This is a genomic window from Embleya sp. NBC_00888 (genome assembly GCF_045207655.1).
Taxonomy (GTDB): Bacteria; Actinomycetota; Actinomycetes; order Streptomycetales; family Streptomycetaceae; genus Embleya.
This window is the reverse complement of record NZ_CP108784.1, coordinates 1-24,439: the sequence shown is the minus strand read 5'-3', so window position 1 is coordinate 24,439 and position 24,439 is coordinate 1. Positions and strand designations below refer to the sequence as shown.

18 protein-coding genes and 1 pseudogene are annotated in these 24,439 nt (G+C 70.1%); 12 read left to right on the top strand and 7 right to left on the bottom strand.

Annotation, left to right across the window (positions count from 1 at the left end):
* Positions 1 to 152: 152 nt before the first annotated feature.
* Positions 153 to 1,283, bottom strand: coding sequence for a TniQ family protein (locus OG948_RS00095; protein ID WP_406292732.1), 1,131 nt, complete (start codon positions 1,281 to 1,283; stop codon positions 153 to 155).
* Between the two features lie 181 nt (positions 1,284 to 1,464).
* On the opposite strand from OG948_RS00095, the gene OG948_RS00090 reads away from it, so the two are divergent.
* The 3 genes and pseudogenes from OG948_RS00090 (at position 1,465) to OG948_RS00080 (ending at position 6,136) form a co-directional block, all read left to right on the top strand.
* Positions 1,465 to 3,903, top strand: a complete 2,439-nt coding sequence (locus OG948_RS00090; protein ID WP_406292730.1) for a Helicase associated domain protein — start codon at positions 1,465 to 1,467, stop codon at positions 3,901 to 3,903.
* Between the two features lie 40 nt (positions 3,904 to 3,943).
* Positions 3,944 to 5,136, top strand: a pseudogene (locus tag OG948_RS00085) (hypothetical protein).
* 355 nt (positions 5,137 to 5,491) lie between these two features.
* Complete coding sequence (locus OG948_RS00080; RefSeq protein WP_406292728.1) at positions 5,492 to 6,136, top strand: hypothetical protein; 645 nt, start codon at positions 5,492 to 5,494, stop codon at positions 6,134 to 6,136.
* 410 nt (positions 6,137 to 6,546) lie between these two features.
* Here OG948_RS00080 and OG948_RS00075 read toward each other — a convergent pair whose 3' ends face one another.
* Positions 6,547 to 6,867, bottom strand: coding sequence for a hypothetical protein (locus OG948_RS00075; RefSeq protein ID WP_246127353.1), 321 nt, complete (start codon positions 6,865 to 6,867; stop codon positions 6,547 to 6,549).
* Positions 6,868 to 6,915: 48 nt separating this feature from the next.
* Here OG948_RS00075 and OG948_RS00070 point away from each other — a divergent pair, with 48 nt between their 5' ends.
* Entirely contained in the window at positions 6,916 to 7,986 is a 1,071-nt protein-coding gene (locus OG948_RS00070; RefSeq protein WP_406292725.1) for a nucleotide kinase domain-containing protein, read from the top strand.
* A 3-nt stretch (positions 7,987 to 7,989) separates the two neighbouring features.
* On the opposite strand, the gene OG948_RS00065 is transcribed toward OG948_RS00070, so the two are convergent.
* Entirely contained in the window at positions 7,990 to 8,811 is an 822-nt protein-coding gene (locus tag OG948_RS00065) for a hypothetical protein (protein ID WP_406292724.1), read from the bottom strand.
* Between the two features lie 95 nt (positions 8,812 to 8,906).
* Between OG948_RS00065 and OG948_RS00060 the strand changes: the two genes are divergently transcribed.
* A complete protein-coding gene (locus OG948_RS00060) occupies positions 8,907 to 9,158 on the top strand; it encodes a hypothetical protein (protein ID WP_406292722.1) in 252 nt (83 codons plus the stop codon).
* 238 nt (positions 9,159 to 9,396) lie between these two features.
* Here the strand turns inward: OG948_RS00060 and OG948_RS00055 are convergent, their stop codons facing one another.
* The 3 genes from OG948_RS00055 to OG948_RS00045 all read right to left on the bottom strand — a co-directional run bounded on the left by OG948_RS00055 (position 9,397) and on the right by OG948_RS00045 (position 12,978).
* Positions 9,397 to 10,257, bottom strand: a complete 861-nt coding sequence (locus OG948_RS00055) for a hypothetical protein (protein ID WP_331768912.1) — start codon at positions 10,255 to 10,257, stop codon at positions 9,397 to 9,399.
* A 437-nt stretch (positions 10,258 to 10,694) separates the two neighbouring features.
* Positions 10,695 to 11,471 (bottom strand): ATP-binding protein, encoded by a 777-nt coding sequence (locus OG948_RS00050; protein WP_331768911.1) that lies wholly within the window; start codon positions 11,469 to 11,471, stop codon positions 10,695 to 10,697.
* Positions 11,461 to 12,978: a Mu transposase C-terminal domain-containing protein gene (locus OG948_RS00045; protein ID WP_406300152.1), complete on the bottom strand. Its 1,518-nt coding sequence runs from the start codon at positions 12,976 to 12,978 to the stop codon at positions 11,461 to 11,463. Before OG948_RS00045 ends, OG948_RS00050 begins: the two co-directional genes overlap by 11 nt.
* A gap of 588 nt (positions 12,979 to 13,566) precedes the next feature.
* Between OG948_RS00045 and OG948_RS00040 the strand changes: the two genes are divergently transcribed.
* The 4 genes from OG948_RS00040 to OG948_RS00025 all read left to right on the top strand — a co-directional run bounded on the left by OG948_RS00040 (position 13,567) and on the right by OG948_RS00025 (position 17,731).
* A complete protein-coding gene (locus tag OG948_RS00040) occupies positions 13,567 to 13,764 on the top strand; it encodes a hypothetical protein (protein ID WP_406292720.1) in 198 nt (65 codons plus the stop codon).
* A 65-nt stretch (positions 13,765 to 13,829) separates the two neighbouring features.
* Positions 13,830 to 14,570, top strand: coding sequence for an ATP-binding protein (locus OG948_RS00035; protein ID WP_331768908.1), 741 nt, complete (start codon positions 13,830 to 13,832; stop codon positions 14,568 to 14,570).
* Positions 14,567 to 15,853 (top strand): hypothetical protein, encoded by a 1,287-nt coding sequence (locus OG948_RS00030; RefSeq protein ID WP_331768907.1) that lies wholly within the window; start codon positions 14,567 to 14,569, stop codon positions 15,851 to 15,853. Before OG948_RS00035 ends, OG948_RS00030 begins: the two co-directional genes overlap by 4 nt.
* Before the next feature lie 621 nt (positions 15,854 to 16,474).
* Positions 16,475 to 17,731 (top strand): IS110 family transposase, encoded by a 1,257-nt coding sequence (locus tag OG948_RS00025; protein ID WP_406292718.1) that lies wholly within the window; start codon positions 16,475 to 16,477, stop codon positions 17,729 to 17,731.
* On the opposite strand, the gene OG948_RS00020 is transcribed toward OG948_RS00025, so the two are convergent.
* Positions 17,724 to 18,209: a hypothetical protein gene (locus tag OG948_RS00020; protein ID WP_331768905.1), complete on the bottom strand. Its 486-nt coding sequence runs from the start codon at positions 18,207 to 18,209 to the stop codon at positions 17,724 to 17,726. The genes OG948_RS00025 and OG948_RS00020 overlap by 8 nt on opposite strands.
* A 1,409-nt stretch (positions 18,210 to 19,618) precedes the next feature.
* Between OG948_RS00020 and OG948_RS00015 the strand changes: the two genes are divergently transcribed.
* Genes OG948_RS00015 through OG948_RS00005 form a run of 3 tightly spaced genes read left to right on the top strand, consistent with a single transcriptional unit; the run spans position 19,619 to position 23,122 of the window.
* A complete protein-coding gene (locus tag OG948_RS00015; protein ID WP_406300151.1) occupies positions 19,619 to 21,301 on the top strand; it encodes a Mu transposase C-terminal domain-containing protein in 1,683 nt (560 codons plus the stop codon).
* Positions 21,264 to 22,049, top strand: coding sequence for an ATP-binding protein (locus OG948_RS00010; RefSeq protein ID WP_331768903.1), 786 nt, complete (start codon positions 21,264 to 21,266; stop codon positions 22,047 to 22,049). Before OG948_RS00015 ends, OG948_RS00010 begins: the two co-directional genes overlap by 38 nt.
* Positions 22,046 to 23,122 carry a hypothetical protein gene (locus OG948_RS00005; RefSeq protein ID WP_331768902.1) on the top strand — a complete coding sequence of 359 codons (1,077 nt, stop codon included), beginning with the start codon at positions 22,046 to 22,048 and terminating at the stop codon, positions 23,120 to 23,122. The genes OG948_RS00010 and OG948_RS00005 overlap by 4 nt, the downstream gene beginning before the upstream one ends.
* Positions 23,123 to 24,439 lie beyond the last annotated feature (1,317 nt).

Genomic DNA, 24,439 nt, shown 5'->3' with positions numbered 1-24,439 from the left:
CAAGCCGACCAGAGTGAGCTAGGCGCTGAACGGGCAGGGCGTCAACGGGACATGGCGGCCGCTCCCTGAACCGTTCGGCCGTGCGCCGGCGGCCCGATGCACCCCGGGCCGCCGCACGAGCGCGGCCCGCCCGCGCTTCGCGGCGTGCATCGTTACACCCGGGTTCGCAGGTCGCCCCAGCACCACGGCAGGCAAGTGCGGTCGTCCAGACACGCCCGCGGGTCGTCCCGTTCATGGGCGGCGGCGTGCACCGGCGCAGACCGGTGCGTCCTACCGCCCCGGCCCGGCACCCGTTCGCCGGGGACCGGCGGCAGCGTGCGGTGGTGACGCGCCAACCACTCCGCGACCGGCTGCTGCGCCACCGCCGCCGACAAGCCGAGCGGCCCGGCCGACACCCATGCCGCTGCCAGCAGTTCCGCCCCCGCCCCGCCGTGGTCCGTGAGGCCACGGGCGCGTTCGTGGCGCAGCAGCAGCCGGGCGACCGCGTACGCCTCGGGAGCCATGACCAGCGCCGCGGTGCGCACCGCTCCGGGGCCGGCGCCCACACGCCGTTCGCGGTCCGCCCACACCCGTGCCTGCGGCACCCGGCGCCACCACCACCCGGCGACTGCGAACGCGTCCGCGACCAGCGCCACACCCGTCGGCCCGAACCGCCGCTCCACCCGCTCCAGCCCCCGCCACGCGGCCACCGCCTCCGGCACCGCCCTCAGGTCGTACCACCCCGGATCCCGTGTCCGGGCGCTGTCCGTCCATCGCCGGTGCCGCAGGCACACCCGCCACGGGTCCCGCGCCAGCACCCACGCGTCGGCGGCGCCTCGGGCGCCGGCGCAGCACGGGCACGCCCGCACCAGCACCCCCGCCGCAGGCGTCCATGGGCAGTGCCACCGCGCGTCCTCCCCGGGCAACAGCAGCGGTCCGCGCAGACCCGGCAGCGCCCGCTGCAGCACCGGCACCGCACGGCCGGTCATCGCCGCGAGCCATGCCAGGGCCGGGCGGCTGAGGTAGACCTCCGCCGACCCCGGGTCCGCCGGTGGTTGCCCGCCCTCGCCGAGATCCTCCAGAAGGTCTCCCAGCGTGCGGCCGTTCGCGGCCGCCCACCGCGCCAGGAACGACCCCGTCGACTCCTCCGCCACGAACCGCACTGCAAGCGGCCACGGACGCGACACGCCCCACCCCGCCCGCCCCTCCACCCGCGCCCACCCCCGTCCACTTTGCCCCGCGGCCCGGCGAACCCTTCCCGGCAACCACCCGCACGCCCGGCCGCACGCCGTGCCGAAACCCATCGCGGAATAGCACGCCAACACCGAACGACACCAGACCTGTTCGCTCGAACGAGCGAATCGACGGCCGGCACGGGAGGAACCCGGCCCCGGTCCTGCACGCTGCCCAGGAGACAGCACGTCAGCGGCACGCCGACGGCACCACCGCCGGACAGCGCGGCCCGACCGACGCTCAGGAGGCCCCGTGCCGCCACGGCTCACCCACGCCGACCACCCCACCGGCTTCATCCGCCCCGCCCGGCCGTTCCGCGACCTCGACGTCGAATTCCGCGGCTGCCAGAAGGACGCCGTCGACGCCCTGTGCAACAGCTTCGCCCTCGGCAGCGAACGCTCCACCCTCATCTCGCCCTGCGGCACCGGCAAGACGGTCATGTCCCTGTGTATCGCCCACGAGTGCGCCCCCGAAGGCCGCGTCCTGGTCCTGTGCCCGACCCGGCTCCTCCTCCAGCAGACCGCCGCCCGCTGGCACGCCCACGGCCGCCGCGGCACCTACATCGCCCTGTGCAGCGACCCCGCCCCCACCGACCCTGCCCTGCACGGCCACATGACCATGACCACCGACCCTGGCGTCCTCACCCGGGCGATCCGCGCCGCCGACGGCCCGGTCACCGTGTTCTCCACCTACGCCTCCCTCGACAAGGTCGTCCTCGCCCACGCCGAACTCACCCTGCCGCGCTGGGACATCGTCGTCGTCGACGAAGCCCACCGCACCGCCGGAGCCCTGGGCAAACAATGGGCCGTCGTCCACAGTGCCGACGCCCTCCCGGCCCGCCACCGCCTCTACCTCACCGCCACCCCCAGGGTCTGGGACGTCACCCACCCCCTCGCCGACGAGCCCGTCGCCTCCATGGACGACCAGTCCCTCTACGGCCCCTTCGTCTTCCGCTACTCCCTGGCCCAGGCCATCGACGACGGCCTCCTCGCCGACTACCGCGTCTGCGCCCCCGAGATCCACCACCCCGAACTCCACACCGTCCTGACCGGCCGACGCGGCCACCGCGACCACCCGTCCGCCGACAACATGCGCGCCGCCGCCGCCCAACTCGCCCTGCTGCGTGCCCGCGAACGCCACGGCATCACCCGCACGATCTCCTTCTCCAACTCGATCAGCCGCACCGAAGCCTTCGCCGACACCCTCCTGGAGACCGCCCGCAACGCCGGCCCCGGACACGACCAAGGACTCCACGCTGCCGCCGTCCACTCCCGCCACGCCCCCGACGAACGCCGCCGCCGCATGGACCGCTTCGCCCGCCGGCCCCACGCCACACACCCGGGCAACACCCTGGACCTGGAAGTCCTCGCCACCTGCCGCCTTGCCATCGAAGGCGTCGACTTCCCCCTGGCCGACTCGGTCCTGTTCACCGACTCCAAATCCAGCACCATCGACATCGTCCAAGCCGTCGGCCGCGCGCTGCGCCTGGCACCCGGCACGTCCAAATGCGCCACCCTGATCGTCCCGGTGTTCTTCGCCCCCGGCGACGACCCCGCGGAGGCCACCCTCGCCACCCCCTACCACCTGCTCTACCAGGTCATGGTCGCGCTCCGCGCCCACGACGAGCACTGGTTCCACCGCCTCGTCCGCACCGGCGAGCGCCCCCTCCACGCCCCGCTGCCCGCCCCACGCCCGGAACGCGCCGCCGAGATCGCCGCCCACCTCGGCCTGCGCACCATGGACCCACCGCCCGAACTATGGCTCCGCGGCCTGGACGCCGCCACCCTCCACCACGCCCGCCACGGCGACCTCGACGTCGGCAGCGACCACGTCGACGACGACGGATTCCACCTCGGCTGGTGGATCGGCTATCAGCGCTCCCTCAAAGCCGCCGGCAACCTCGCCCCCGAACGCATCCGCGCCCTGGCCCGACTCGGCATGAGCTGGCGCCACCCCGCCGACAGCGCCGAGTACCACCTCGCCCTCGCCCGCGCCTGGCACCACCGACACGGCCACCTGCTCCCCGAACCGACCGAGACCTTCCGCAAACAACCTCTGGGCGCCTGGCTCGAGCACCAACGCGCCAAGGACACGGCCGGCACTCTGCCCCGCCGCTACGCCCAGGCGCTGGCCGGTATCGACCGCCACTGGAACCCGCATTGGCCGCACGCCTGGCAGCGAATGCACGCCGCCGCCCTCGTTCGGGCCCGCGGCGGCGCCCTGGCCATCCCCGTCACCCACGCCCAGGCCGAGGCCGACGACCTGACCCGATGGCTGGACGCCCAGTTCGACGCCTTCCCCGCGCTGCGTTCGGGCCAGCGCGAGCAACTCGCCGGTCTCCTGCCCGCGGACCCTCTCGCCATCGGCCTGCGCAATCCCCGCAGTTCGGGGGAGAGGGAGTTCTGCCACCTCCTGCGCGCCGCCCGCCGGTTCCGTCGCACCCACGGTCACCTGCGCGTACCCGCCGACCACGTCGAACGCGTCCGCCGCGACCGCATTCCCCTCGGTGCCGCGATCGCCGTCCTGCGCGACCCCGACCAGGTCACACGCCTGTCCCGCCCGGAACTCGACGCCCTGCAGGCACTCGGCATGGAATGGCGGCCAGGCCTCACCGCCCCCGCGCCCCCGACCGAACTGCACGGCACCCGACCGACGCCGGCGGGGATGCGACCCCGCACACAGCCGCGCTGATTCGGGGACGACCTCGTACACACTCGGCCAGGATGGTCCCGTGCTGGATGTGAGCGTGTACGAACTCGTGTGGCCCACCTCTCTGTTCACGGCCGAGGCCGAGCGCATCTCGCGTTCCGACCACCGCCAGTGGGTCGAACGCGCACGACTGCTGTTGGGCGAGGCGTTCGCCGGTACCACGGCGGTGAGCGACTTCGACGAGGTCGGCGAATCCTCCACCATCTGGGCCGACGACGACCCCTGGTCCCCGAAACCGCCCGCGGGACAGGCCCCTCCCGCGTACACCCAACGCACCTGGCTGCGCGAGCTGATCGATCGCGCATCCGAACTGCGCCACGCCCGCCGACCGCGCCCGTACTGGCCCCAACGCCACAACACCCCACCCGGCCACGCATGCCACGAGGGCGGCGAACGCCGCGAGTTCGCCCGCCTCGTCGAGGAACTCGAGGCCGCCGGCTACCTGGTCGAGGTCTTCGGCCGGGACTGCGTCGACGACCCCGATCCGCTCCCGGACCGCTCCCGGATCCTGGACCGCCACCTCGGATACGCCAACCTGTGGCCCCTGGACCCCGACGCGTGGGACGACGACGTCTTCTTCGGCCTGATCGAGGTCTTCCACGACCTGGTGTCGCGCCCCCGCAACCGCGACATGCACTCCTACTCCGGCTGCGGCTGGCACTACAAGGAGTTCAACGCCGCCCCCGGCCGCTCCCTGTACCGGTGGAGGATCGACAACCTCCTCCACGACGCCGGCATCGACTACCGACTCGCCGACGAGGGCGAGGACCTCGGACGACTGGTCGCGCGCTCACCGACGACGCCCGAGGCGACCTCGTCCACCGGGTCCTGAACACACCCGACCCGCGAACACGCGCGAGCACCGAGCACGCCATCGCCTTGTTCCGCGCACGCGGGGCCACCCGCGACCACAAACGCTCGGCCATCGTCGCCCTCGCCCGCATCCTCGAACAACGCCGCGACCTCATCAAGACCGAGGCCGGGAAACCCGACGACGGATTCCTCTTCGAGATCGCCAACCGATACGACCTGCGCCACGGCCGCGCCGACCAACGCGCCGACTACGACGACGCCTTCCTCGACTGGATCTTCTGGTGGTACCTCGCCACCGTCGAACTCACCGACCGAATCCTGAAAAAACAACGCACCCCGCCCGACGTACCCGAGACCCCCGACCGCCTCGACCAGTGGCACGGCGACGCCCGCGCCCCGTAGCGCCCCGCTGCGCCGTCCCTTCACTCGTCACGCTTCTGCTCGGCTCAGGGGCCCGCCCGGCCTCCCCACCGCGTCGACGAACCGTGCAACGGGAGGGGCGAGCGCACGTGTGCGTTCTCGTGCGGTACGACCGACCGGTCCCCGACCGATTCGACGAACATCGGCCGGGAACCGAATCCCTTGTGATGCGAGCCGGCCTGTGGCCGGCGACGCGGTTGCCACGAATCGTTCCCGGTCGCCAAAGGAGTCGCGCATCCGCTCGGGTGGCGCCGACGTCGCGAATCGCATGTGTTGTTCGTCTTCCCGGGGCTTGGTCGGGGCGGGCGGTGGGGTATGACGTGCGAGGGGGTGGGTGGTGAACGAGTTCTTGATGGGGGTGTTGTCCTCACTCGCGGCCACGGGGCTGACCGTCACACTTGCGGTGTTGTGGTCGGGACGTTTTCGTTGGTTGTTGATCCGGGTGGTATCGCGATTGACGCGTGGTGATTTCGGTCAGACGTGGCCGACGAAAGTCGAGGCGGACGAGGATTTCCGCAGGGAGTTGGCGCGCGCTCGTCGCGTGGACCTGTTGACCGGCCGGGGAAACGAGCTGCAGCGGGATACTTTCGCTCCTCTCCTGGCGGCCGCGGGTACGACGGGGCGCCGGGTTCGGCTCCTGCTGCCGTGCACCGGAACCGGCCAGGACGCCCGCTGGACGACCGACCGCGAGGCGGAACTTGCGACGTTCGATCGCAGTCACGGCTCGGGCCTGTTGCACACTCAGATCGAGACCAACGTCGCGTTCGTGGCGCCGTACACGAGTGCGGGCACGATCGAACTCAGAAGGTTCGACGCCCCGCACATCGGGCGGGTGTGTCTGATCGAACGGGCGGCCTACTTCACGCCCTACTCGGCGCACGAGCACGGCCGACACTGCGCGGTCGTCAAGTACCCCGTGTCCTCGCCCATGTATCGGACGCTGGAACGAATCTTCGCCAAGACGTGGGAGTCGTCCACGTAAGGGATTCCACCAGCGAACTTGCGCGTGGGTGCGCCCTGTGTCGCGCCTCGGCTGGGCCGTTGGTTTCCGCGACGTGCGGTGGACCCGCCCGATCCGGCAACCGCGAGTAGGGCCGGCCCGGCGGTGCGGTGTACGGGCGGCGAGCTGTAGAGAACGCGATGACGTGCCCCGTTCCGCCGAGGGTGAGCCGTCTTCGACTCCCGGGGGTTCCTGTTGCGGCCGGCCGGCGCGTGGTCGTGGGGGTCGGGCCGTGTCCTCGGTGTCGTGTGGGGGGTTGAACCCGCGTGTCGTTGCTTTCGTCGGACGCCGTGTCGAGACGCGGTGGTGGTGCACCCATGCGGTGCGGACCGGGCGGGAACATCTGCCGCCGGCGGGCCGGTCCACGTGGCGGCGGCCGCAGGGGCGTGCGGCTACGGCGTGGGCGCGGTGGTGTCCCCGCTCGCGGTCTTGGGTCCGGTGCGGCGCACGGTGGGCAGATCGGGCCGGTCGTGGGCGGCGGTGAACGTCTCCGGGTCGAGTCGTCGATAGGCGCGCAGCGTGTCCGCGAGTTTCTTCGGGGTCGTCTTGGTGGAGGCGATCAGGGCGGCCAGGAGCTCGGACCGGTTGGTGCGTTCGCCCGCCTCGGTCGCCGCGCGCACCAGAAGGTCGAGGCGGGCGTCGATCTCCTGCGGCCAGGTGAGCAGGACCTTGCGCCGTGCTCCCTGATGGACCCGCTCCACGGACCTGTCCACAGCGGCGCCCCTGTTCATCGACTATAGATTGAATATATATTCAAACGCATGCCTTCCCTGCTGGCCAGCCCCGCTGCCGAGGAACATGCTCATCGCGCCCGCGACGAGGTGGTCGTGGCGGGGCGGCGGTTGCGGCCGACGGCGGTGTTCGACACCTATTGGCGGTTCGCCGTGCTGCGCGACCGGGTGTATCGCGCTCGGGTGGCCGGCGCGCCCGCGCCGTGGACGAGCGACCCGATTCTGGCCCGTCACCGGTTCACCAACTGCTTCCGCGCGGCGGATCGCGTCAGTCAGCAGCTGATCGCGGGGGTGAGTTACCGGGGTGATCAGCGCTGGGAGGAGGTGTTCTTCCGCACGCTGTTGTTCAAGTTCTTCAACAAGGCGTCCACGTGGGAGTTGTTGGTGGGCGCGCTCGGTGGGACGCCGACGTGGGCGGACTACGACTTCGGTCGTTACGACGGGGTGTTGTCGAAGGCGTTCGCGTCCGGTGGGCGGTTGTACTCGGCGGCGTACATCACTCCGCCGCCGGCCATGGGGGAGTCACGCAAGCACGCCAATCACCTGCGCGTGCTGGAGACGATGATGGCCACGAACGCGCCCGAGCGGGTGCTGGCGGCGAAGAGCCTCCAGGAGGCGTACCGGATCCTGCTCGGCTATCCGGCGATCGGCCCGTTCCTGGCCTACCAGTACGTGATCGACCTGAACTACGCGGCCGAGATGCCTTTCGAGGAAGGCGACTTCGTCGTGCCCGGCCCGGGTGCCAAGGACGGCATCCGCAAGGCGTTCGGTGCGGCGGCGGACGGCATCGAGGCGGAGGTCATCCACTACATGACCGACACCCAGGAGGAGCACTTCGCCCGACTGGGCCTGGAGCCGGTGCGGCTGGGAGGCCGCCGCCGACTCCAACTGATCGACTGCCAGAACCTGTTCTGCGAGGTCGACAAGTACGCCAGGGTCGCGCACCCCGACGTCGCCGGGATCAGCGGCCGCGCACGGATCAAGCAGGTCTACCGCGCCGACTCCGCGCCGTTGACACCGTGGTTCCCCCCGAAGTGGGGACTGGGCGGCGCCGACGCGCCCGGGACAGAGAGTGCGGCCGGAGCGTCGGCGTGCCCCTGAGCGTCAACCCTGGGGAGCGAACAGGTCTTCTTGCTGCTGCGCCCTGTTCACCCGGGCGAGGATCTCTTGAGTGCAATCCAGACGCGCCACGCCTGCCACGACCATCAGACTTCCCGGACGCAGACCCGCCTGCTCGGCGACCCAGGCGTTGAGCTTGCCGAGCGCCAGGTAGTTGCCGTAGGCGCGGTCGAACATGTAGTGGCTGCGGTAGTAGGCGACCGTGTGGACGATGCCGGCGCCGCTCTCCAGCTGAAACGAGACGTGACTCAGGCAGGGAAAGTCCAGCATCTGGGTGTCGCCCCCGAGGTCGCGGATGGGCAGGTCGGCCGGAACCTCCTCGACCGGCGGCGGACCGTCCTCGACGTGGACGGTGCCGGCCTCGTACACCGCGTTCCAGCGACTGCTGCGGCTGAGCTGCCGTAGCCGCGCGATGAGCACACCCAACTGGTCGACCGGAGCCGTGTTCCCGTCGCGGCCGGGGTGGCCCACCAGCCGCCCGAAGTAGGTGCCGTGGACGTTGCGCCGATCGGCTTTGCGCAGCCGCTCGTACATGGCGAGATAGCGTCGGGCCAACTCGGCGTGATCCTTGCTGGAGGCAGCAAGCGCGGCGGGGAAGAGGGTGTTGATCACCGCTTCCATCGGGTACTTGTCCTTGGCGATGCGCAGGCGCTCCAACTCGGCGCGCATATCTGGATGTTCGTGCCGCGGATCGGAGATGCGCACGACGGTGTGGTAGCCCTTCGCGCCCGGGAATTCGGCCAGGCGCCCGCAGGCCCTCAGCCAGGCGGAGGACACGTCGGGAGCGTCGACGGTGAAGGTGTGCACTTTCTGTCTCCCCTCGACGGAGCACGGGCGCGCGGCGTTCGGGCTACGACTCCCAGAAGTGATCGGAGCCATGACGTCGCGGTACCGGGGACACGGTGACGTGGAAGATCTCGTCGCCGGAGGTGGCAGTCAGGGTGGAAACGCCGTTCAACTCTTCGGTGACCCACAGGGCGCGGTTGCCGTCGGTGATGATCTGCGGTGGTGTGTCGGTGGAGATTCGGCGGGGTTTTGTCAGTGGGGTGGAGTCGGCGTTCCGGCTTGTGGTGTGGGGTGCGGGGCTGGGCGGTCCGTTGACGGTGGGTGCCGATCTTCTGCTGACGCTTTTGACGAATCATCGGGTCGGTTGAACGCAGATCGGTATGACGGGTGGTGTTGGTCCAGGTCACAGGCCGGTTCGTGTCAGTGGACCGGGGGCCTGCACCGCCGTGGCTGTCGCTTACATGCGTCAGGGCACCGGATCGGTCACTGCGAGGACCTCGGGTTCGCCGATCACCAGGGCGACAAGGGCGAGGCGACACGAGTGGGCGACGGCGCCCCAAGACGACGGACCGCGCCCTGGTGTGTGTTCCCTGGCCGGTGGTTGTCCTAATCCGTTGTCGTGTTTTCCGGCGTGGCGGAAAGGTTGTCCCACGAGCGCGGGTCGGTCCTCAACGTCTCGGTCAGTTCGTTGGCGTCCCTCAGCCGTGACAACACGCTTTCGAAACGGGTGCGTTCCTGCTCCCAATCCCGTTCGAGATGGGGCATGGCATCGCCAGACAGTGCGCGTGCGAGAGCGAAGAGTTCTTGCCTCCATTCCGGTGGGATCACGCGTTCGTCGACCACGGCGTTCCTGAGGGCGAAACACGCGAAGACGGTCGTCCAGGTGATGGCGGAGACGACCTTCCGGCTCGTGTCGGCGTCGAAGATGATCGTGGTTTGGACGTTGATCACGTCGTCCTCCACGTGGAGAAGCCCCAGACACGACACCGCCTTGGGATGGGCCCAAGCGCTCGCCTCGCGGTAGAAGTTGGCGTAGGGCCTCACCCCGTCTTCCGACTCGTGCTGTGCCTCGCCGAGCCATTCGCGGACCTTCTTGTCGGGAGTCCACTGTCCCTTCTCGATCCACTTCTGGGCCGTGCCTTCTTCTTTGGCGAGCATGCGGCCGAGCCCCGTCGACTCGTAGACCGAGCGGAGAAGGTTGAACGCCTCGGCGTTGAACCCCTGTGCGGCGAGCTCGTACGCGGCCCGAAGTTGCGTGTACCCACGTCCGAAGAGAGCGGCGGCAGCGATAGCGTTCGGGAAGGCGCCCTCGACAGGAGTTCCGGTGAGGGCGTGCACGAAGCCCCCGTACAGCGTGAATGCCCGCCCGAGGTGGTCACTCTCGGGCCAGGTCGGCAGCGCGGTGCCGAACCGGTGGTGGTGCGCCCAGTTGTCGGGCAGATCGCTTGGTGAGTCCTCGTTGTTCATGCCTTGAGGATCGATCCTCGACCGGCTCTCTGCCAGGCGTACACGCCTCGCCTGTGATGGGCCCGAGCCTCAGTGGGGCCGACGGGTCGTGACTGCATGGGAGCCGAGGATCCTCCGCGCCCGGGTTCGGGTGTGGGGCCGGGCCGCCGACGTCTTCCGTTCAGGAAGCGTGCGTCCCGTCCGTCGGTCCGGCTTCGCGTCCCCGCTGCCGCGTGGGGTGTCGCCCAGTGCGCGTACAACACGTCCTGCGCCGGCGCGGCCACACCACCCGCCGCCGGTGTCGGATGGACGGTGACCCGGCCCGCCGCCCCGTCGTGCGCCCCCGAGCACGGTCGCCGTCCAGGCGGGATCGTCACGGCGATCGACGATGACGTGGAGCGGATCCGGTGCCGACACCGAGAACGCCGTCGGCCCCGCCGACGGCGCGGCGAGGTGCGTCACATGCCGCCGATCTTGCTGTACACCCAGCGCACCAAGTCCCCGTCGACCCGGACGAGTTCCATCTTCCGCATCCCGGCCAGGACGTGGGTGGTGATGTTGGCCCAGTTGCGGAAGCTGCCGTGGGCGGCCTGTTTGTCGATCGCGTCGATCAACGCGATGTCCACGTCCGCCCAGACGGGGTGGAAGGCGGGGATCGTAGCCCTTACCTCTTCCTTGGACATGCGGGTGAACTCCTGCCATATGAAGATCCTCGACGCGAGCATCGGCTCCCGGCGCAAAACCTTGTAGCAGCCGTCGCCCCCGGCGAAGATCACCGCGATGTCGGTGCGCTTGTCGTCCCACAGGTGACGCCAGAACTCGAACCCGGTCTTCTTCATCCACTGCGCCTCGTCACAGACCAGGACCCGAAACTCCTCGGCGAGGGCGTCCTTGAGGAGGGTGTCGAACTCGATGGGACGCGCGGGAGGCTCACCCGGCAGCCCCAACGCCCGGAAGAGCCCGTGACGGATGTCCCTGGGCGTGGGGCCGGCACGCAGTTCCAGACGATGGGTGATGTCGGGGGCCAGGTGACGCAGGGCGGAGTTCACCGACATCGTCTTGCCGGACCCGGCCGGCCCGTAGACGCACATCATCGCCTTCGCCTCGATCACGGCCTCGATGTTGTCCCGGGTGGTCAGCAGTGTTTCGGTACCCACCAACCGCGCCTGCTCAAGGCCCAGGAAGTGGTCCTCGCTCTCGTCGGGCAGGAGTCCGTAGTCCGGGTCAGTGATCATCCGTGTCCTTGTCCGGGGGAGGAGCGGCCGCGACCGGGCGGACCCAGCCGGCGGGCGCGGGGCCGTGCGGGACGAAGTCCGGGCGCGCCAGCGCACGTCGGTCCACCCGCGCCGCCGTGCCCAACTCGTCCTCGGCCTGCGAAGAGGTGGGCGAGGCGAGGAGACGGGGCGGGGCCGCGACGGTGGAGGCCTCGAAGCGTCGGCGGCGCAGTTTCTCCGCGGCCTTGAGATCGGCCTTGAGCCGGCGGGCGGCCGCGGTGCGTGCGGCCTGGACCGAGCGGATCTGCTCACGACTCGCGGCGGCGGCCAAAAACGCCGGCCCGAGGTAGCGGCCGGTGACGACGTCGAAGACTTCGATGGTGTCGTCATGGTGAGGCAGGTGCCGTACCGAGACCTTGGTGCCGGTACGGCCGTTCATCCAGGGGGCGAGGTAGTCGCGGCGCCGGCGGCGCACGCCGTTGGTGGTGATCGTGTAGGTGCGCCCGTCGTCTTCCAGGGCGAAGGTCGCCATCTGCCCGGCGGGCACATCCGCCAGCGGTGTCGGATCGGCCTGCCACGCCTGGACGGGGGTTTTGCCGTTCAGGGCGGCCGGCCGGTGTTCGGTGTTCCACCAGGTCACCCAGTCCAACAGCAGGCCCACGAACGCCTCGTAGGTCAGCGGTGGGGCGTCCGGGTCGGCGAGCCGGCCGCCCGTGAGCCTCTGGCGGCCGGTGTAGCGGGGGAGCGAGACGAGGAACATCTCCTCCACCGCGTCATTCAACGCCTCGATGGTGCCTTTCAGATGCGGGCTGTAGGCGGGGAGGTCGGTGACGGGGACGGCGAACGCGCCCATCGCCGCGGTGACCGTCGCGCACAGGAACTCCTTGCCGCGGTCCACCCGGATCCGACCGGGCAGTCCCCCCATCGGCCCGAAGGGTCCTCCGCGGGTGATCGCGATCCGCAAGGACGCCAGTACCGCGTCCCGGCTCGGCGCGTGCGCGGTGACCGCGACCCCGGTGACGACCTTGGTGGCGCAGTCGATGAACCAGGTCACCCACGGGGTGGCCAACTCTCCCTCCACGTCGACCTCGACGGGAACGTGCTTGTGGTCGCCTTCCCACGCCGCGTTGCGGTGCGTCGGCGGCCGTTGCCCGAACACGTCGTGGGCGCGCCGGGCGGCCTCCCCGCTCTTGAGGCCGGCCCGCTCGCCGCGGGTCAGGTCCCGGCGGACCGCCCGATGCAGCGTGGACAGCGACGGCACAGCCGGCGCGTCCGGATCCTCGGCCGCCTGCCGTACCAGCTCGGCGTGGACCCGTGAGGCGTTGCCGCCCCACAGCGCCAGCAACTGCCGGATCTCCGTGGTGACGGTGAAGCGCGACGCCTCCACCCGCGCGAGACGCCGGTCCCGGCGCGCGACCGCCAGCCACCGCCACACCGTGCGCTCCGACTTCCCCAACGCCTGTGCGACCAAGCGCACATGCACGGCCGTCAGTTCCCCGCGGCCATCGAGGTCCAGGAGCCTGGGCATCGCCGCGGCCCGCCCCAGGCGTGACGGAAAGACGGCCTGCACCCCACCTCGGTAGTCCTCACCGCCCCCATCCGTCATGCATCCCCCTTCTCGCCGAGCCGTCAGGCAGCCCGAACGGCCGCTCCGACATCAGGTGTCCCAGAGATTCGTCACCCGGTTGACCGGTATCGGCATACCGCTGACAGCACAGCCCCTGTCGAGTACGTCAGGTGGCCGCGTGGCCGTTGACAGTCAGGGAACCCGTGTCTCCTACGCCGGTGGCGCGGGTTGATGTTCCGGGGTCCGGGTCCGCTTGGCAGGCACAGCCGGTGAGTGCGAGGGGAATCGATATGGGTTCATCCATTCGGGTGAGTAGTGTGAATTCGTGGCGGTGAGGGCCGGGGCCGTTCCTACTGTCGTGGTCCATGCAGGACGCGGACACGACCCCGAGGCCGTCGTCCGGGTCGAGGTCGTGCGCAGCACGCGGTTGAAGGGTGAGGCGGAGTGCCTGAACCGGACTGCGGTGAACCGGTTCTTCGCGGATCCACCCCGCCGGCCTCCAGGATCTACACCCGCACCGAGGTCCTCGCCATGTCGGAGGAGGAGACCATGAGCGTCGTCCCCGCCACCCACCCGGCCCGGGAGACCGCAGACGCCGGACTCCTGCAGCACATCGACCGGGTGCACGCCGACGGCTCCATACGCGAGTGGGCCAAGGTCACCCACCACGTCCTCAAAGGCCTCAAGCACTTCAGGACCGGCGACGTCGACCAGCAGGTGATCGAGTGGGCACTGAAACAGTGCTGACAACCTCCGACCCCCGGCGGCCGTCCCACTTGTTCGCTCCGGTACCCCACCCCCTCGAGGCGGGGATGCACTTCCTGGACCTGCCGGGTGCTCGGGCCCTGCGCACCCCCGGCCTGCTCGACACGACACACGCCCTCACGGCCTGCCTCGCCCAACGGGCGATGCTGTGCCTGTATGGAGCCTCCGGCGTGGGCAAGACGTTCGCCGTCCGCCTCGCACTCGCCGGCCACCCGCCCGACCGGCACTGCCGGCTCGACCTGCGCGCCCACCCCGAGCCGACCGACCTGCGCGCGGCCCTCCACCACGCCCTCCACCTCCCCGGCGATCCCCCCTCAGACCCGGGAGTCTGCGACGCGAGCATCCTCGACACCCTGACCCGACCGCCGCGAATCGTGGTCGTCGACGACGCACACCAACTCTCGCCCGCCGCGTTCGAGTACCTGCGCTACCTGTACGACACCCTCCCCGGCGGCCTGTGCATCGTGCTGATCGCAGGCGAGGACAGCGGGCAACTGCTGCGCAGACAACGGATGCTGGCCTCCCGCACCGCCGCCTGGGTGGAGATCACCCCGCTGCTCCCGGACCACGTGCCGCAGGCCATCTCCCGCCTCCACCCGATCTGGCGGCACACCGACCACACGGTGCTGCGCCACATGGACGCCCGCTTCGCCCACGGCCGGCTGCGCCGCTGGGCAGCGCTGACCCATCACACCCGCCGCGCCCAGACTTTCGCCCACACCGGCGCCGTCACACCGGAGTTACTCGAGCGGATCGCGGACCGTATCGACCCTCCGCCTCGCCGATGAAACCCCTGACCCTCTTCTCCCGGCCGGCACCGCCGGTCACGCTGATCACCGACGACGGCGACGACGCGGCACTGGCCCGCGCGGCTCGGCAATGCTCCGATCCCCGGCACGGGCGAATCACCGTCGACCCGACCCCCGCCACCGTCACCTCGACGTTCCTGGCCCGCGACATCCTCTCCGCACTGGGCCGCACCGCCTACGTCCCGACCCACGGCCGGGCCATCACCGCCGCACCCGCGTGGAGAGCGGTCGCCTGCTGGTTCACCGTCGACGACATCCGGCAACTGATACTCCTGCGCGCCCACTTGCTGACTCCGGACCGAACCGAGCGCCTGGCCGCCCTACGCGCGACGACCGGCATCCACCTGGTCCTGATCGCCAACCCGCCCGGCCGCCCGGACACGGCCCGCCTCGATCTCCACCTTGCCGAAGCCGGTCTCGCCGGAGAACTGCAGCGCCTCGACGGCGTCCACGCCGCGCTGGGCCTGTTCGTCCCGCCCACCACGCCCAACCGCTTCCGCCCACCGTTCGCGGCGCCGCAGACCCAGGACACCGGTCTCCCGGCCGAGAGGCCGCGCACGTCGAACCCGGCGGATACTCCGAGTTCGCGCGCCCAGCACCGCGCGGGGCAAAACGCCGCCAAGACCTGGCTGGCCCGGCACCGCATCACCCCCTCGACGCCCCCCGACCAAGCCGACCTCGAACTGTTCCTGTCCCGCCTGACCACCCTCAGCCCCAACCCCGGCCACACCACGGCCCGCGTCCAGGGCGCCCAGGCCGGCTTCGCCGCACACGGGCTGCGCCTGACCGTGCCCACCGACCTCGAAGCCGCCGGGGGACCGGGCATCTGCACAGTCCCTTTCACCGCCCACGTCGCGCACCGCGTCAGCCGCGCCGTTCCGCATCCCGTACAACTCTCCGCGCTCGCCACGCTGCTGTTCACCGGAGCCCACCCGGACCAGGTGGCGGCAACCACGGTGGACGGCATCGACGAAAACGGTACCCGCCTGGCACTACCGGAACAGTGGAGCCGTGACCACGACCCAGACAGTCCGCCGCCCTTGGTCTGGTACACCGTTCCGCCCCGCGCGCGGCCCATCCTCGAGGCGGCGCGGATGTTCCGCGTACTCGAGGAAGCCCCCGGCCACTACGGGCTGTTCAGCACATCCTTCGGCCATCGACTTCAAGCCCTGCGGCAGGACGCAGATCATCCGATCCCCACATTCGACCACCCACATACCGGGCACGACTGGCACCACCAAGCGCGACTGACACGGAACTGAGCACCCGCGCCCAACGGACCAAAACATCAACGCAAGCCAAGGCAACAGCCCCTAACCGCCGACCGATTCGACCCGGCCGCCACCGAGCCCGAGAGCCCGACGCGAGCCCTTCCACGACCGGCCGCGGCGACACCCTCACGGACGCGTCGCCCCAGCGCGGTCGGCGGTTCAGGCGACCGCGCCGCTACGCCCATCGCATGCCCAGAGCGGAGAGTGCGTCGAGCCTGTCTTGCGGGTAGGACCCCGCCGCTGCCGCGCGTTCGCCAACGCCACCCCCAACTTCACCTCGTGGTCCACACCGCCTGCCCGGACGATCTCGAGATGCCTGCGGGGTACGGTCAGGTGCACCTCGCGCGCCCGGAACGCACCCGCGGCGGCGAGAGTGAGCGTCCACCGGTTGACAACGACACCCGCCGGGGCCGCCCTCTCCTCGCACTCCCCATTACCTTTTTGGTGGCCCCGCAACGGGGCTCCCGGCCTTCGGGACCGGCATGACTGTCTCCCCCTGTTGAACGCATGGCCAGGGGGGTGGTGTCACCGATCCCGAAGGCATCGACAGACCGCTGATTAGGGGCATGACCACCGGCTTGTCCGCAGGTCGGGAGGCTCTTCGTAATGTGGATGTGGCGATCGGTGCCGTGGGACGGCCGGGCAGGAAACGATTGGAGGAAGCACGTGATCGACATCGGCGACATCGACGTCTTCCTCGGCCTGGACGTCGGCAAGGGCGAACACCACGCCACCGCGCTGACCCCGGCCGGGAAGAAGGTCCTCGACAAGCGAATGCCCAACAGCGAGCCCAAGCTGCGCGAGGTGTTCGCCAAACTCGCCACGAAACACGGAACCGTGCTCGTGGTCGTCGACCAGCCCGCCTCCATCGGCGCCCTACCGCTCGCGGTGGCCCGGGACATGGGCTGCGAAGTCGCCTACCTGCCCGGATTGACCATGCGGCGGATCGCCGATCTCTACCCCGGCGAGGCCAAAACCGACGCCCGCGACGCCTTCGTCATCGCCGACGCCGCCCGCTCGATGCCCCACACCCTGCGGGCAATCGAGGCCGCAGACGAGGCGATCGCCGAGCTGGAGATGATCGTCGGCTTCGACGACGACCTCGCCGGCGAGGCCACGCGAGTCTCCAACCGGATGCGCGGCCTGCTCACCCAGATCCACCCCCACCTGGAACGCGTCCTGGGCCCACGCATCCAACACCCCGGTATCCTCACGCTGTTGCAGCGATTCGGGTCCCCTGCCCTGATCCGCAAGGCCGGACGCAGACGCCTCGTGAACCTCATACGACCCAAGGCCCCACGCATGGCCGAACGCCTGGTCGACGACATCTTCGCCGCGCTCGACGAACAGACCGCGGTCGTCCCCGGCACCGATGCGACCGCGCTCATCGTCCCCAGCCTCGCCGGCTCGCTCACCGCCGTCCTGGACCAGCGCAAAGTCCTCGCCGCCAGGATCGAGGAGCTCCTGGAGGCCCACCCTCTTTCGAAGGTCCCGACCTCGATGCCCGGCATCGGCGTCAGGACCGGAGCCCGGATCCTCATCGACGTCGGCGACGGCAGCCGCTTCCCCTCCGCCGCCCACCTCGCCGCCTACGCGGGCCTGGCCCCGGCGACCAGGAGCTCGGGATCGTCGATCCGCGGCGAACAGCCCTCCCGGAGAGGCAACAAGCAGCTCAAACGCGCGTTCTTCCTCTCCGCGTTCGCTGCCCTGAACGACCCCGCCTCCCGGGCCTACTACGACAAGAAGACAGCCCAGGGGAAGCACCACACGCAAGCCCTCCTCTGCCTCGCCCGCCGAAGAGCCGACGTCCTCTTCGCCATGCTCAGAGACGGCACCTTCTACGAACCCCGGCCGGCGGAGGTCACCTGAGCGGCGGCTCGGTCAGGAGGACGACCCGGTCGGCCCCGACCTCGAATCCGAGCACCGGATGGCCGTGGTCGCCCTCCGGGTCCATGAGCACGGGCTTGCCCAAACCCCGCCCGATCTCCCGCAGAAATCCGCAGAACGCATCGAGTCGCTCCTGGCCCTGCAACTCCCCCAGGTCGACGTCGAAGTCGATTTCGTCGTGGTCGTGGAAACGGAAGATCGCCAACACACCACCCGTCGGCCAGACCCGCAGGTTCGGACACTCGGCGTCACGCGGGCGGGACAGCACGGCCCTCGCCCGGGGCACCGGCAGCACCATCTCGCCCTCGGAGTACCGGCACTTCCAGCCTCTCGCCTCGACAAGATCAAGGACCGTCTGCCAGTCCTCCACCGAGGCGTCAGGGACACGCATGTCCGGCAGGGATCCCATCAGGTCGGGATCGAAGAAACACTTCACGTCATCCCACAGCAGATCGGGCACACCACCATGTTGCCCGGCTCCCCACCCCGAATGCAGCCCGATTTCCCTTGACGAAACCCATAGGGGCACCCCCCGCACCCGTCGAACGCCGAGCCCGGTCAACGCCCTCCGCTGCGCCGGGGTCAGTTCCGCCCAGCTCGTCTTCTGTCGCTGAAGCCATCGTCCGACGGGTTCGCCGCCGATGGTGTGACCCGGCGTCAACTCGGCCGGGCGCCCACCGCCTTCCACGTGCAGCCGGACCAGGGCGAGTATCCGCTGCCAGTCCACCGACCATCGCCGTGCCGGGTCGGTGCGGCCCATGGGGTTCCAGTCGGGGTCGACGGCGGCGAGCCGTTCCCATCGCTGCGCCCGGCGGGCGGGGTTGGTGCGGGTTTCCAGGGGTCGGCGGCAGTTGGCGAGTACGTCGTCTCACTTGGGTTGTGCGGGTGTGGTGCGCTGACCTGCGGTGCGGCACGGATTGAGAATGTGGTTTGTGTTTTGTGACCTGGGATTTCGGTGTGTGGATGGGGCGCGCTCGTTCGCGAGGGGTCGGTTGACCTGCGGTGTCGCAGAGTTTGAGAGGGATGTGCAACGCGATTGAGAATTCCCTTTGGGAAGCGGTGTGTTCGCTGGCCGGGATGGTGGTGGGCGGTGTGTCGGAGGGTCCGGGTTGGGGAGCCGGCGGTACGGAGTTGTCGTTGGTGGATGTGGTCGGTGGTTCCTGTGATCCGGTGGCGTTCGTCGTCGGTTTGCGGGTTCCGGGGTGTGTGCCCGTGGTGGCTCCGGGTGAGCGTGCGGGTGAGGGCACGTTGTGGTTGACGGCCGGCTGCGGGGTTCCGTCGGTGGCCGCGGCGGGTTTTGCCGGGGGCCGGTGTCCGAATGTCCTTCAGGCGGGGCCGCGTTCGCTCTGGAGCGAGGTGGAGGAGGTTTCGCTGGTGGGTCGGCCTGAGGTGTTCGACTTCGGTCTGACCGTGACGGTGAGGTCCGCCAGCTCCCGTGGTTCGGCGGTCCCGATCACGAGTGTGAAGTTGCGGTTGGGTGTCGTGGTGGCCGCGTGAGTATGTCGTCGATCGTGTGACAGATCTGCCTGGTCACAGCCATGTAGGGCCCTGGTCGCGTCTTTCCGGTGCGGTTTTGTGGCGTCATGGAAACGACGTCCCGCAGGTCGGCGTCCTGCAACTTCCCCTTGGGCCGCCCGCTGTCCGGCTTTTACCAGAACGTCCCGCCCGCGTCATCGGAATGCCGTTTTCGGCGTCACGGTGACGCGGTTTCCGTGTTCCTGGAGGAAGCGGTGTTCCGACGGCCGGGTCGTCCGGCTCCCGGGGCCGGGCAGGAAAAAGGGGAAGGGGGGAGTGGTGGTGACCGACGCACCCGAGGACGACCTGTGGGCAACCGGTGTGGTGCCGGCGGCTGCGGCCCGGGAGCAAGTGATCGCCCGCCTCACGGGGTTGGAAGCCCGGGGCGCGTTGACGCCCGAGCACCTCCGACTGGCTGCAGCCGCAGCGGGGAAGTCACCACGCACCCTGCAGCGCTGGCTGCAAACGGCCCGTGAGGAAGGCCGTACCACCCCTCGCCCACGGCCACGGTTCACGATCACCGCCGACCTGCACGCCCGGCTGGCGCTGTGGGGCGGGAACGCGGCAGCCGTGCACCGCGAGTTGATCGCCGAGGCCCACGCGGCCGCCACACACCGCACCACAGGAACAGGGGACACGAGCACGGCCCCGCCGGACGTTCCGTCACTGGCCACACTGCAACGCGCGATACGCCGAGACGTCAACACCGGCCAACGCGCCGCGTTCAAAGGCGGAGAACGCGCCCGCCGCCTCCACGACGTCCACCTGGCCCGCCCACGCCAATGGCGCAACGCCTGCTGGGAAGCCGACCACAAACACCTACCCGTCCAGGTCGAGTTGGAAGGGGAACTGGTCACACCGTGGGTCACCTGGTTCATCGACTGCGCCACCGGAGCCGTCCCCGGCGCGGCCGTCACCCCCCACACCCCCTCCCGCGACGCGATCCTGGCCGCGCTGCGCATCGCCATGTCACGAGACGAACCCGACGGCCCCTACGGCCCGATCGGTGGTCTACCCGAACTCGTCCGCGTGGACCGCGGCAAGGACTTCCTCTCCCGCACCGTCACCACCGCGCTCGGCGCGTTCGCCGTACCCGTGCACGACCTGCCGCCATACCGCCCGGACCTCAAAGGCACGGTGGAAAACCTCAACGCCTGCGTGGCGAGTACGTTCTGCATCGCCCTGCCCGGCCACCTCCACACCCCCACCACCTCACTCCGCGCACGACCCCCAAAAACCGCCCCCACCCACGTACTGCCCTTCGTCGAATTCACCTCCCGACTCCTGGACTGGATCGCGTGGTGGAACACCGAACACCACAGCCAGGCCCACGCCGGCACCCCGCTGCAGGCGTGGAACGCCGACCCGACCCCGATCGAGGACGTCCCCCCCGACCTGCTCTGGGCCTTCACCCTCGAAGACGACGGCCGAACCAGGACACTGACCACCAAAGGAATCCGCTGGCGCGGCCGCGACTACGTCGGCCCATGGATGCACGGCAAGGACGGCATCCGCGTACGCCTGCGCTACATCCCACACCACGACCACGAGATCGAGGTGTTCGACGCCACCACCCACGCCCACCTGGGCCGCGCCCACCTCGCCGACCAGGCCACAGCCACACAACGCGCCGCACTGCGCCGAGCCAAGGACGCCGAACGCCGCACCCTGGCACACGCCCTGGCCGAGGCCGACCGACAACGCCGACGGCGTTACGCGGCGGTCACCACCGCGACCGCCCCCCGACAACTGGGCGCACTCACCGCCGCGCAGGCCGAGGCCGAGCTGACTCGCTCCCGACAGGCGGACCTGGCCTCGCGCGCGCTGCCGGACCTGATCCCGCCCCGCGAACCACCGACGACCTGGGCACGCCCCCGCACCAGGCAACCGGCGGCCTCCGACACGAACACCGCACCGACAACCGGCGACGACACCGGCGAACGGAACTGCGACACCGCACCGCGCCGACCGCCGAGTCCGTCCGAGGAAGGCGACCGACATGAGCACCGCGACACGCAAGGGCCGCCTGCCCGGTGAACGCGAGGACCACTACATGCGCCTCAAGGGCGCCCAGATCGTGGGCACCAGAACCCTGCTCGCCGTCAGGGAGGACATCCGCGCCGCGATCGACGCGCGCGCGATGATCTGCGTCCACGGCACCGCCGGCCACGGCAAATCCCTCGCGGTGAACGCCTCGCTGCGCGAACTCGCCCCGACCACCACCCACCGCGTGGTCTTCCGCGCCCGCCCCAGCACCCGCGACCTGCGCCACGAACTCTTCCACGCCCTCGGCCTGCCCGGCCGCCCACCCTCCCACGCGATCGAGTTCGACCGCATGCTCCGCGGCGCCCTGGAGGAACGCCGGGTGTTGGTCTGCGACGAGGCCCAATGGCTGTCGAAACTCTGTTTCGAATACCTGCGCTACCTCTGGGACGACACCGACACCGACCTGACCATCGTCTTCACCGGAGGCAACGGCTGCTTCGAGATGCTCCAGAGCGAACCCATGCTCGAATCCCGCGTATACGCCTGGCAGGAGATCGGCCCGATGCCCCTGGACGAAGTCCTCGCCGTCATCCCCGCCTTCCACCCGATCTGGGCCGAGGCCGACCCGGACCTGATCGCCACCTGCGACCGCGAAGCCGCCCACGGCAACTTCCGCGCCTGGGCGAAGATCACCCACCACCTCACCACCGGCCTGGACGCCACCGACCGCACCCGCGTCGACGAGGAACTCCTGCGCTGGGCCTACAGCAAACTCACCCGCCGAGCACCCGCCCGATGACGAACACCCCGTTCCTCCCACCGGTGACGGTGGTCCTCGACCCCTTCGACGACGTGACCCACACCCGCGCCGCGCTCCACGCCCACCACCCCGCCCAAGGGCGACTGACCGTCCACCCCACGCCCGCCGCCACCTCACCACTCACGCTCGCCTACGACGTCCTCGCCGCCCTGGGCAAGCCCGTCCCCTTCGCCCACCCCAGCGGTCCCCGCAACCAGCAGATCCGGAACCGGATCGCATGGGCCACCGCCGCGGCATGGATTCTCACCACCGACATCACCCACCTGACACTGCTGCGCGCACACCTACTGCCCCCATCGTGCTGGCAACACCTGCTGACCCTGCGCGCGCACACCGGGATCCGCCTCCAGGCGGTGTGCCACCGCCCCACGGTCCCCACCGCCCTGACCCGCGCGCTCGCCACCGTCCCGCACCACCTCGCCGACGCCGCCGCACTGCTCCCACCCACCGACCCCAAGCCCGACATCGCGGCCTCCGCAGTGCCGCGGCGGCCCACGAACCGGTGGATCACCCTGCCCGCCCTGGCCCGCCTGGGCGAGCGCAGCCGGCACGAACCACCGCGCCCCGGATGCGGCTGCACCCCGCGCAGTCGCCGTTTCCCCGCCCGCACCTTCGCCCGACTGCGTCCACCCGTCGTGCCGCGCCTGCGGCAGGCCACCGCGGCGGAGATCCTCCGCAGGCTCGACGCCGCCACCGCCCACCCCCGCCCCGCAGCAGCGGTGGTGGCCACGGTGCTCACGGCCGCCTCCACCGCCCAGCTCGTGTGGACCCGCGCCACCGACCTCTCCCCGGATGCCGACGCCCTGCTCCTGCACGATCCGTCCGGTTACCACTACGGCTGCGTGGAGTATCCCGTGCCGCCCTGGGCTCGCCGTTCGTTGATCGCCGCCCGTCACCTGACGTGGATCACCTCCGGCGTGAGCGCCTTCCTGTTCGTCGACCCGAGCGATCCCCACGGGATCGCCCCCGAACTCCCCGCGCTCGCCGATCGATGCCGGCTCCGCGCGCGTGCCCCCCAACCTCCACCATCCCGGCGGCGCGGGACCCGATGACCACACCGACCCGGCCCGCCCCCACCGCACAGGCTTCGTGTAAGGAATCAACATTTCGGTAAGTGGTAAGGAATTGTTCGAAAGTTCCTCATGCGAAGCCCCGCCGACGCCTCTCCCACTCGCCCGACGACCCGACGAATCCCCGGAGCGTGAGGGGCTGCCGATCACCCGCCCCCGATGGGTGCCTGCTCGGTGACGGGGCGGTTGGCCTGTGGTGCCGCAGGGTTTGAGAAGGCCGCGCAACACGATTGAGGATTGCCTGTCGGACACGGCGTGGGGGTGGGATCACACGATGCCGAGCATGCCGAGTTGCGGACGCGGCCTCGTCGAGTCGTCCGTGGGCACAACCCGTACCTCGGTCCGGTTCCTGCGTCCCGGTTCCGGGAGTTGCTCGTGTCCGGTCTGCTGCGTGGGGGTCGCCGGCCGCTGCGCCGGGTGGAGGGTTGTCGACCTGCAGGTTCCGGGGTTTTCGGGCTGATTTTCCCGCCGGGTTTTCCTTACGACTTTCGGGCGTGGTTTCCGGGGGTATGGGGCGTCGGCGGGTGGGTTGTGGCGGGCTCGGGTGTGAGGGCCGCAGGAGGGTGTCCAGGCCGCTTGTCGGGGGTTCCTGGTGTGGGTGTCGGGGTGGGCTTGCGATGGCTGTGGAGGGCCGGTTCGATGCGCTGGGGTCGGTGCCGGTTCGGCCCGTCGGGTGCGGCGGTGGGGCCGCGGAGCGGGCTCGTGGGGTCCTGTGTGGTTGTCCGGTGGATTCTCATCGGACTGTCCATGGGGTGCGTGGGTGCGAAATCGGGATCCGTCTTTGTCCGTGGGGGAGTTGGTGATCTCGTCGCGGTCGGGTGAGTGGGACGACGCCCTGGGATCGGCCGGCCGCACGGTGAGAATGCCCTGCCCGGCGTGACGGGACGCACCAGGCCGGGGTTGGGGTCCGGTGGGGCCTGTGGATTTCCCCGAATCGTACCCGGCAAGAAGTTCTGATGCATGGTCTTGTTGCGTGATGCGACACCCACCTATATTGGAAGTCTTCGACTGGTCATGAAGTCGCCTGTTTCCAATGATGGTTGGCGCATGACGATCTCAAGTCCTCTGGCATCGTGCGATGTTGGTTTGCCCCACCGGTCGTTGTCTCGAATCGCCGGTCCCGCAGTGGAGACGGAACCACACACCAACCCGCCGTGCTGCCAGCACAGTTCCGGAGCCCATCGATCGGGGGGACCGGTGCGTTCGGTTCGGCGGGCAATCGCGTAGCGATTGCGTGTTGGTTGGAAGTGACGGAGTCACTTCCAACCAACACCTCTTGCGACCCGTAGGGTCGCGCGT

Coding starts and splice junctions, on each gene's coding strand:
- OG948_RS00095 (WP_406292732.1), bottom strand. CDS start 1,283: ATGGGTTTCGGCACGGCGTGCGGCCGGGCGTGCGGGTGGTTGCCGGGA.
- OG948_RS00070 (WP_406292725.1), top strand. CDS start 6,916: ATGCCTTCCCTGCTGGCCAGCCCCGCTGCCGAGGAACATGCTCATCGC.
- OG948_RS00055 (WP_331768912.1), bottom strand. CDS start 10,257: ATGAACAACGAGGACTCACCAAGCGATCTGCCCGACAACTGGGCGCAC.
- OG948_RS00050 (WP_331768911.1), bottom strand. CDS start 11,471: ATGATCACTGACCCGGACTACGGACTCCTGCCCGACGAGAGCGAGGAC.
- OG948_RS00045 (WP_406300152.1), bottom strand. CDS start 12,978: ATGCCCAGGCTCCTGGACCTCGATGGCCGCGGGGAACTGACGGCCGTG.
- OG948_RS00040 (WP_406292720.1), top strand. CDS start 13,567: ATGAGCGTCGTCCCCGCCACCCACCCGGCCCGGGAGACCGCAGACGCC.
- OG948_RS00035 (WP_331768908.1), top strand. CDS start 13,830: ATGCACTTCCTGGACCTGCCGGGTGCTCGGGCCCTGCGCACCCCCGGC.
- OG948_RS00030 (WP_331768907.1), top strand. CDS start 14,567: ATGAAACCCCTGACCCTCTTCTCCCGGCCGGCACCGCCGGTCACGCTG.
- OG948_RS00025 (WP_406292718.1), top strand. CDS start 16,475: ATGTGGCGATCGGTGCCGTGGGACGGCCGGGCAGGAAACGATTGGAGG.
- OG948_RS00010 (WP_331768903.1), top strand. CDS start 21,264: ATGAGCACCGCGACACGCAAGGGCCGCCTGCCCGGTGAACGCGAGGAC.
- OG948_RS00005 (WP_331768902.1), top strand. CDS start 22,046: ATGACGAACACCCCGTTCCTCCCACCGGTGACGGTGGTCCTCGACCCC.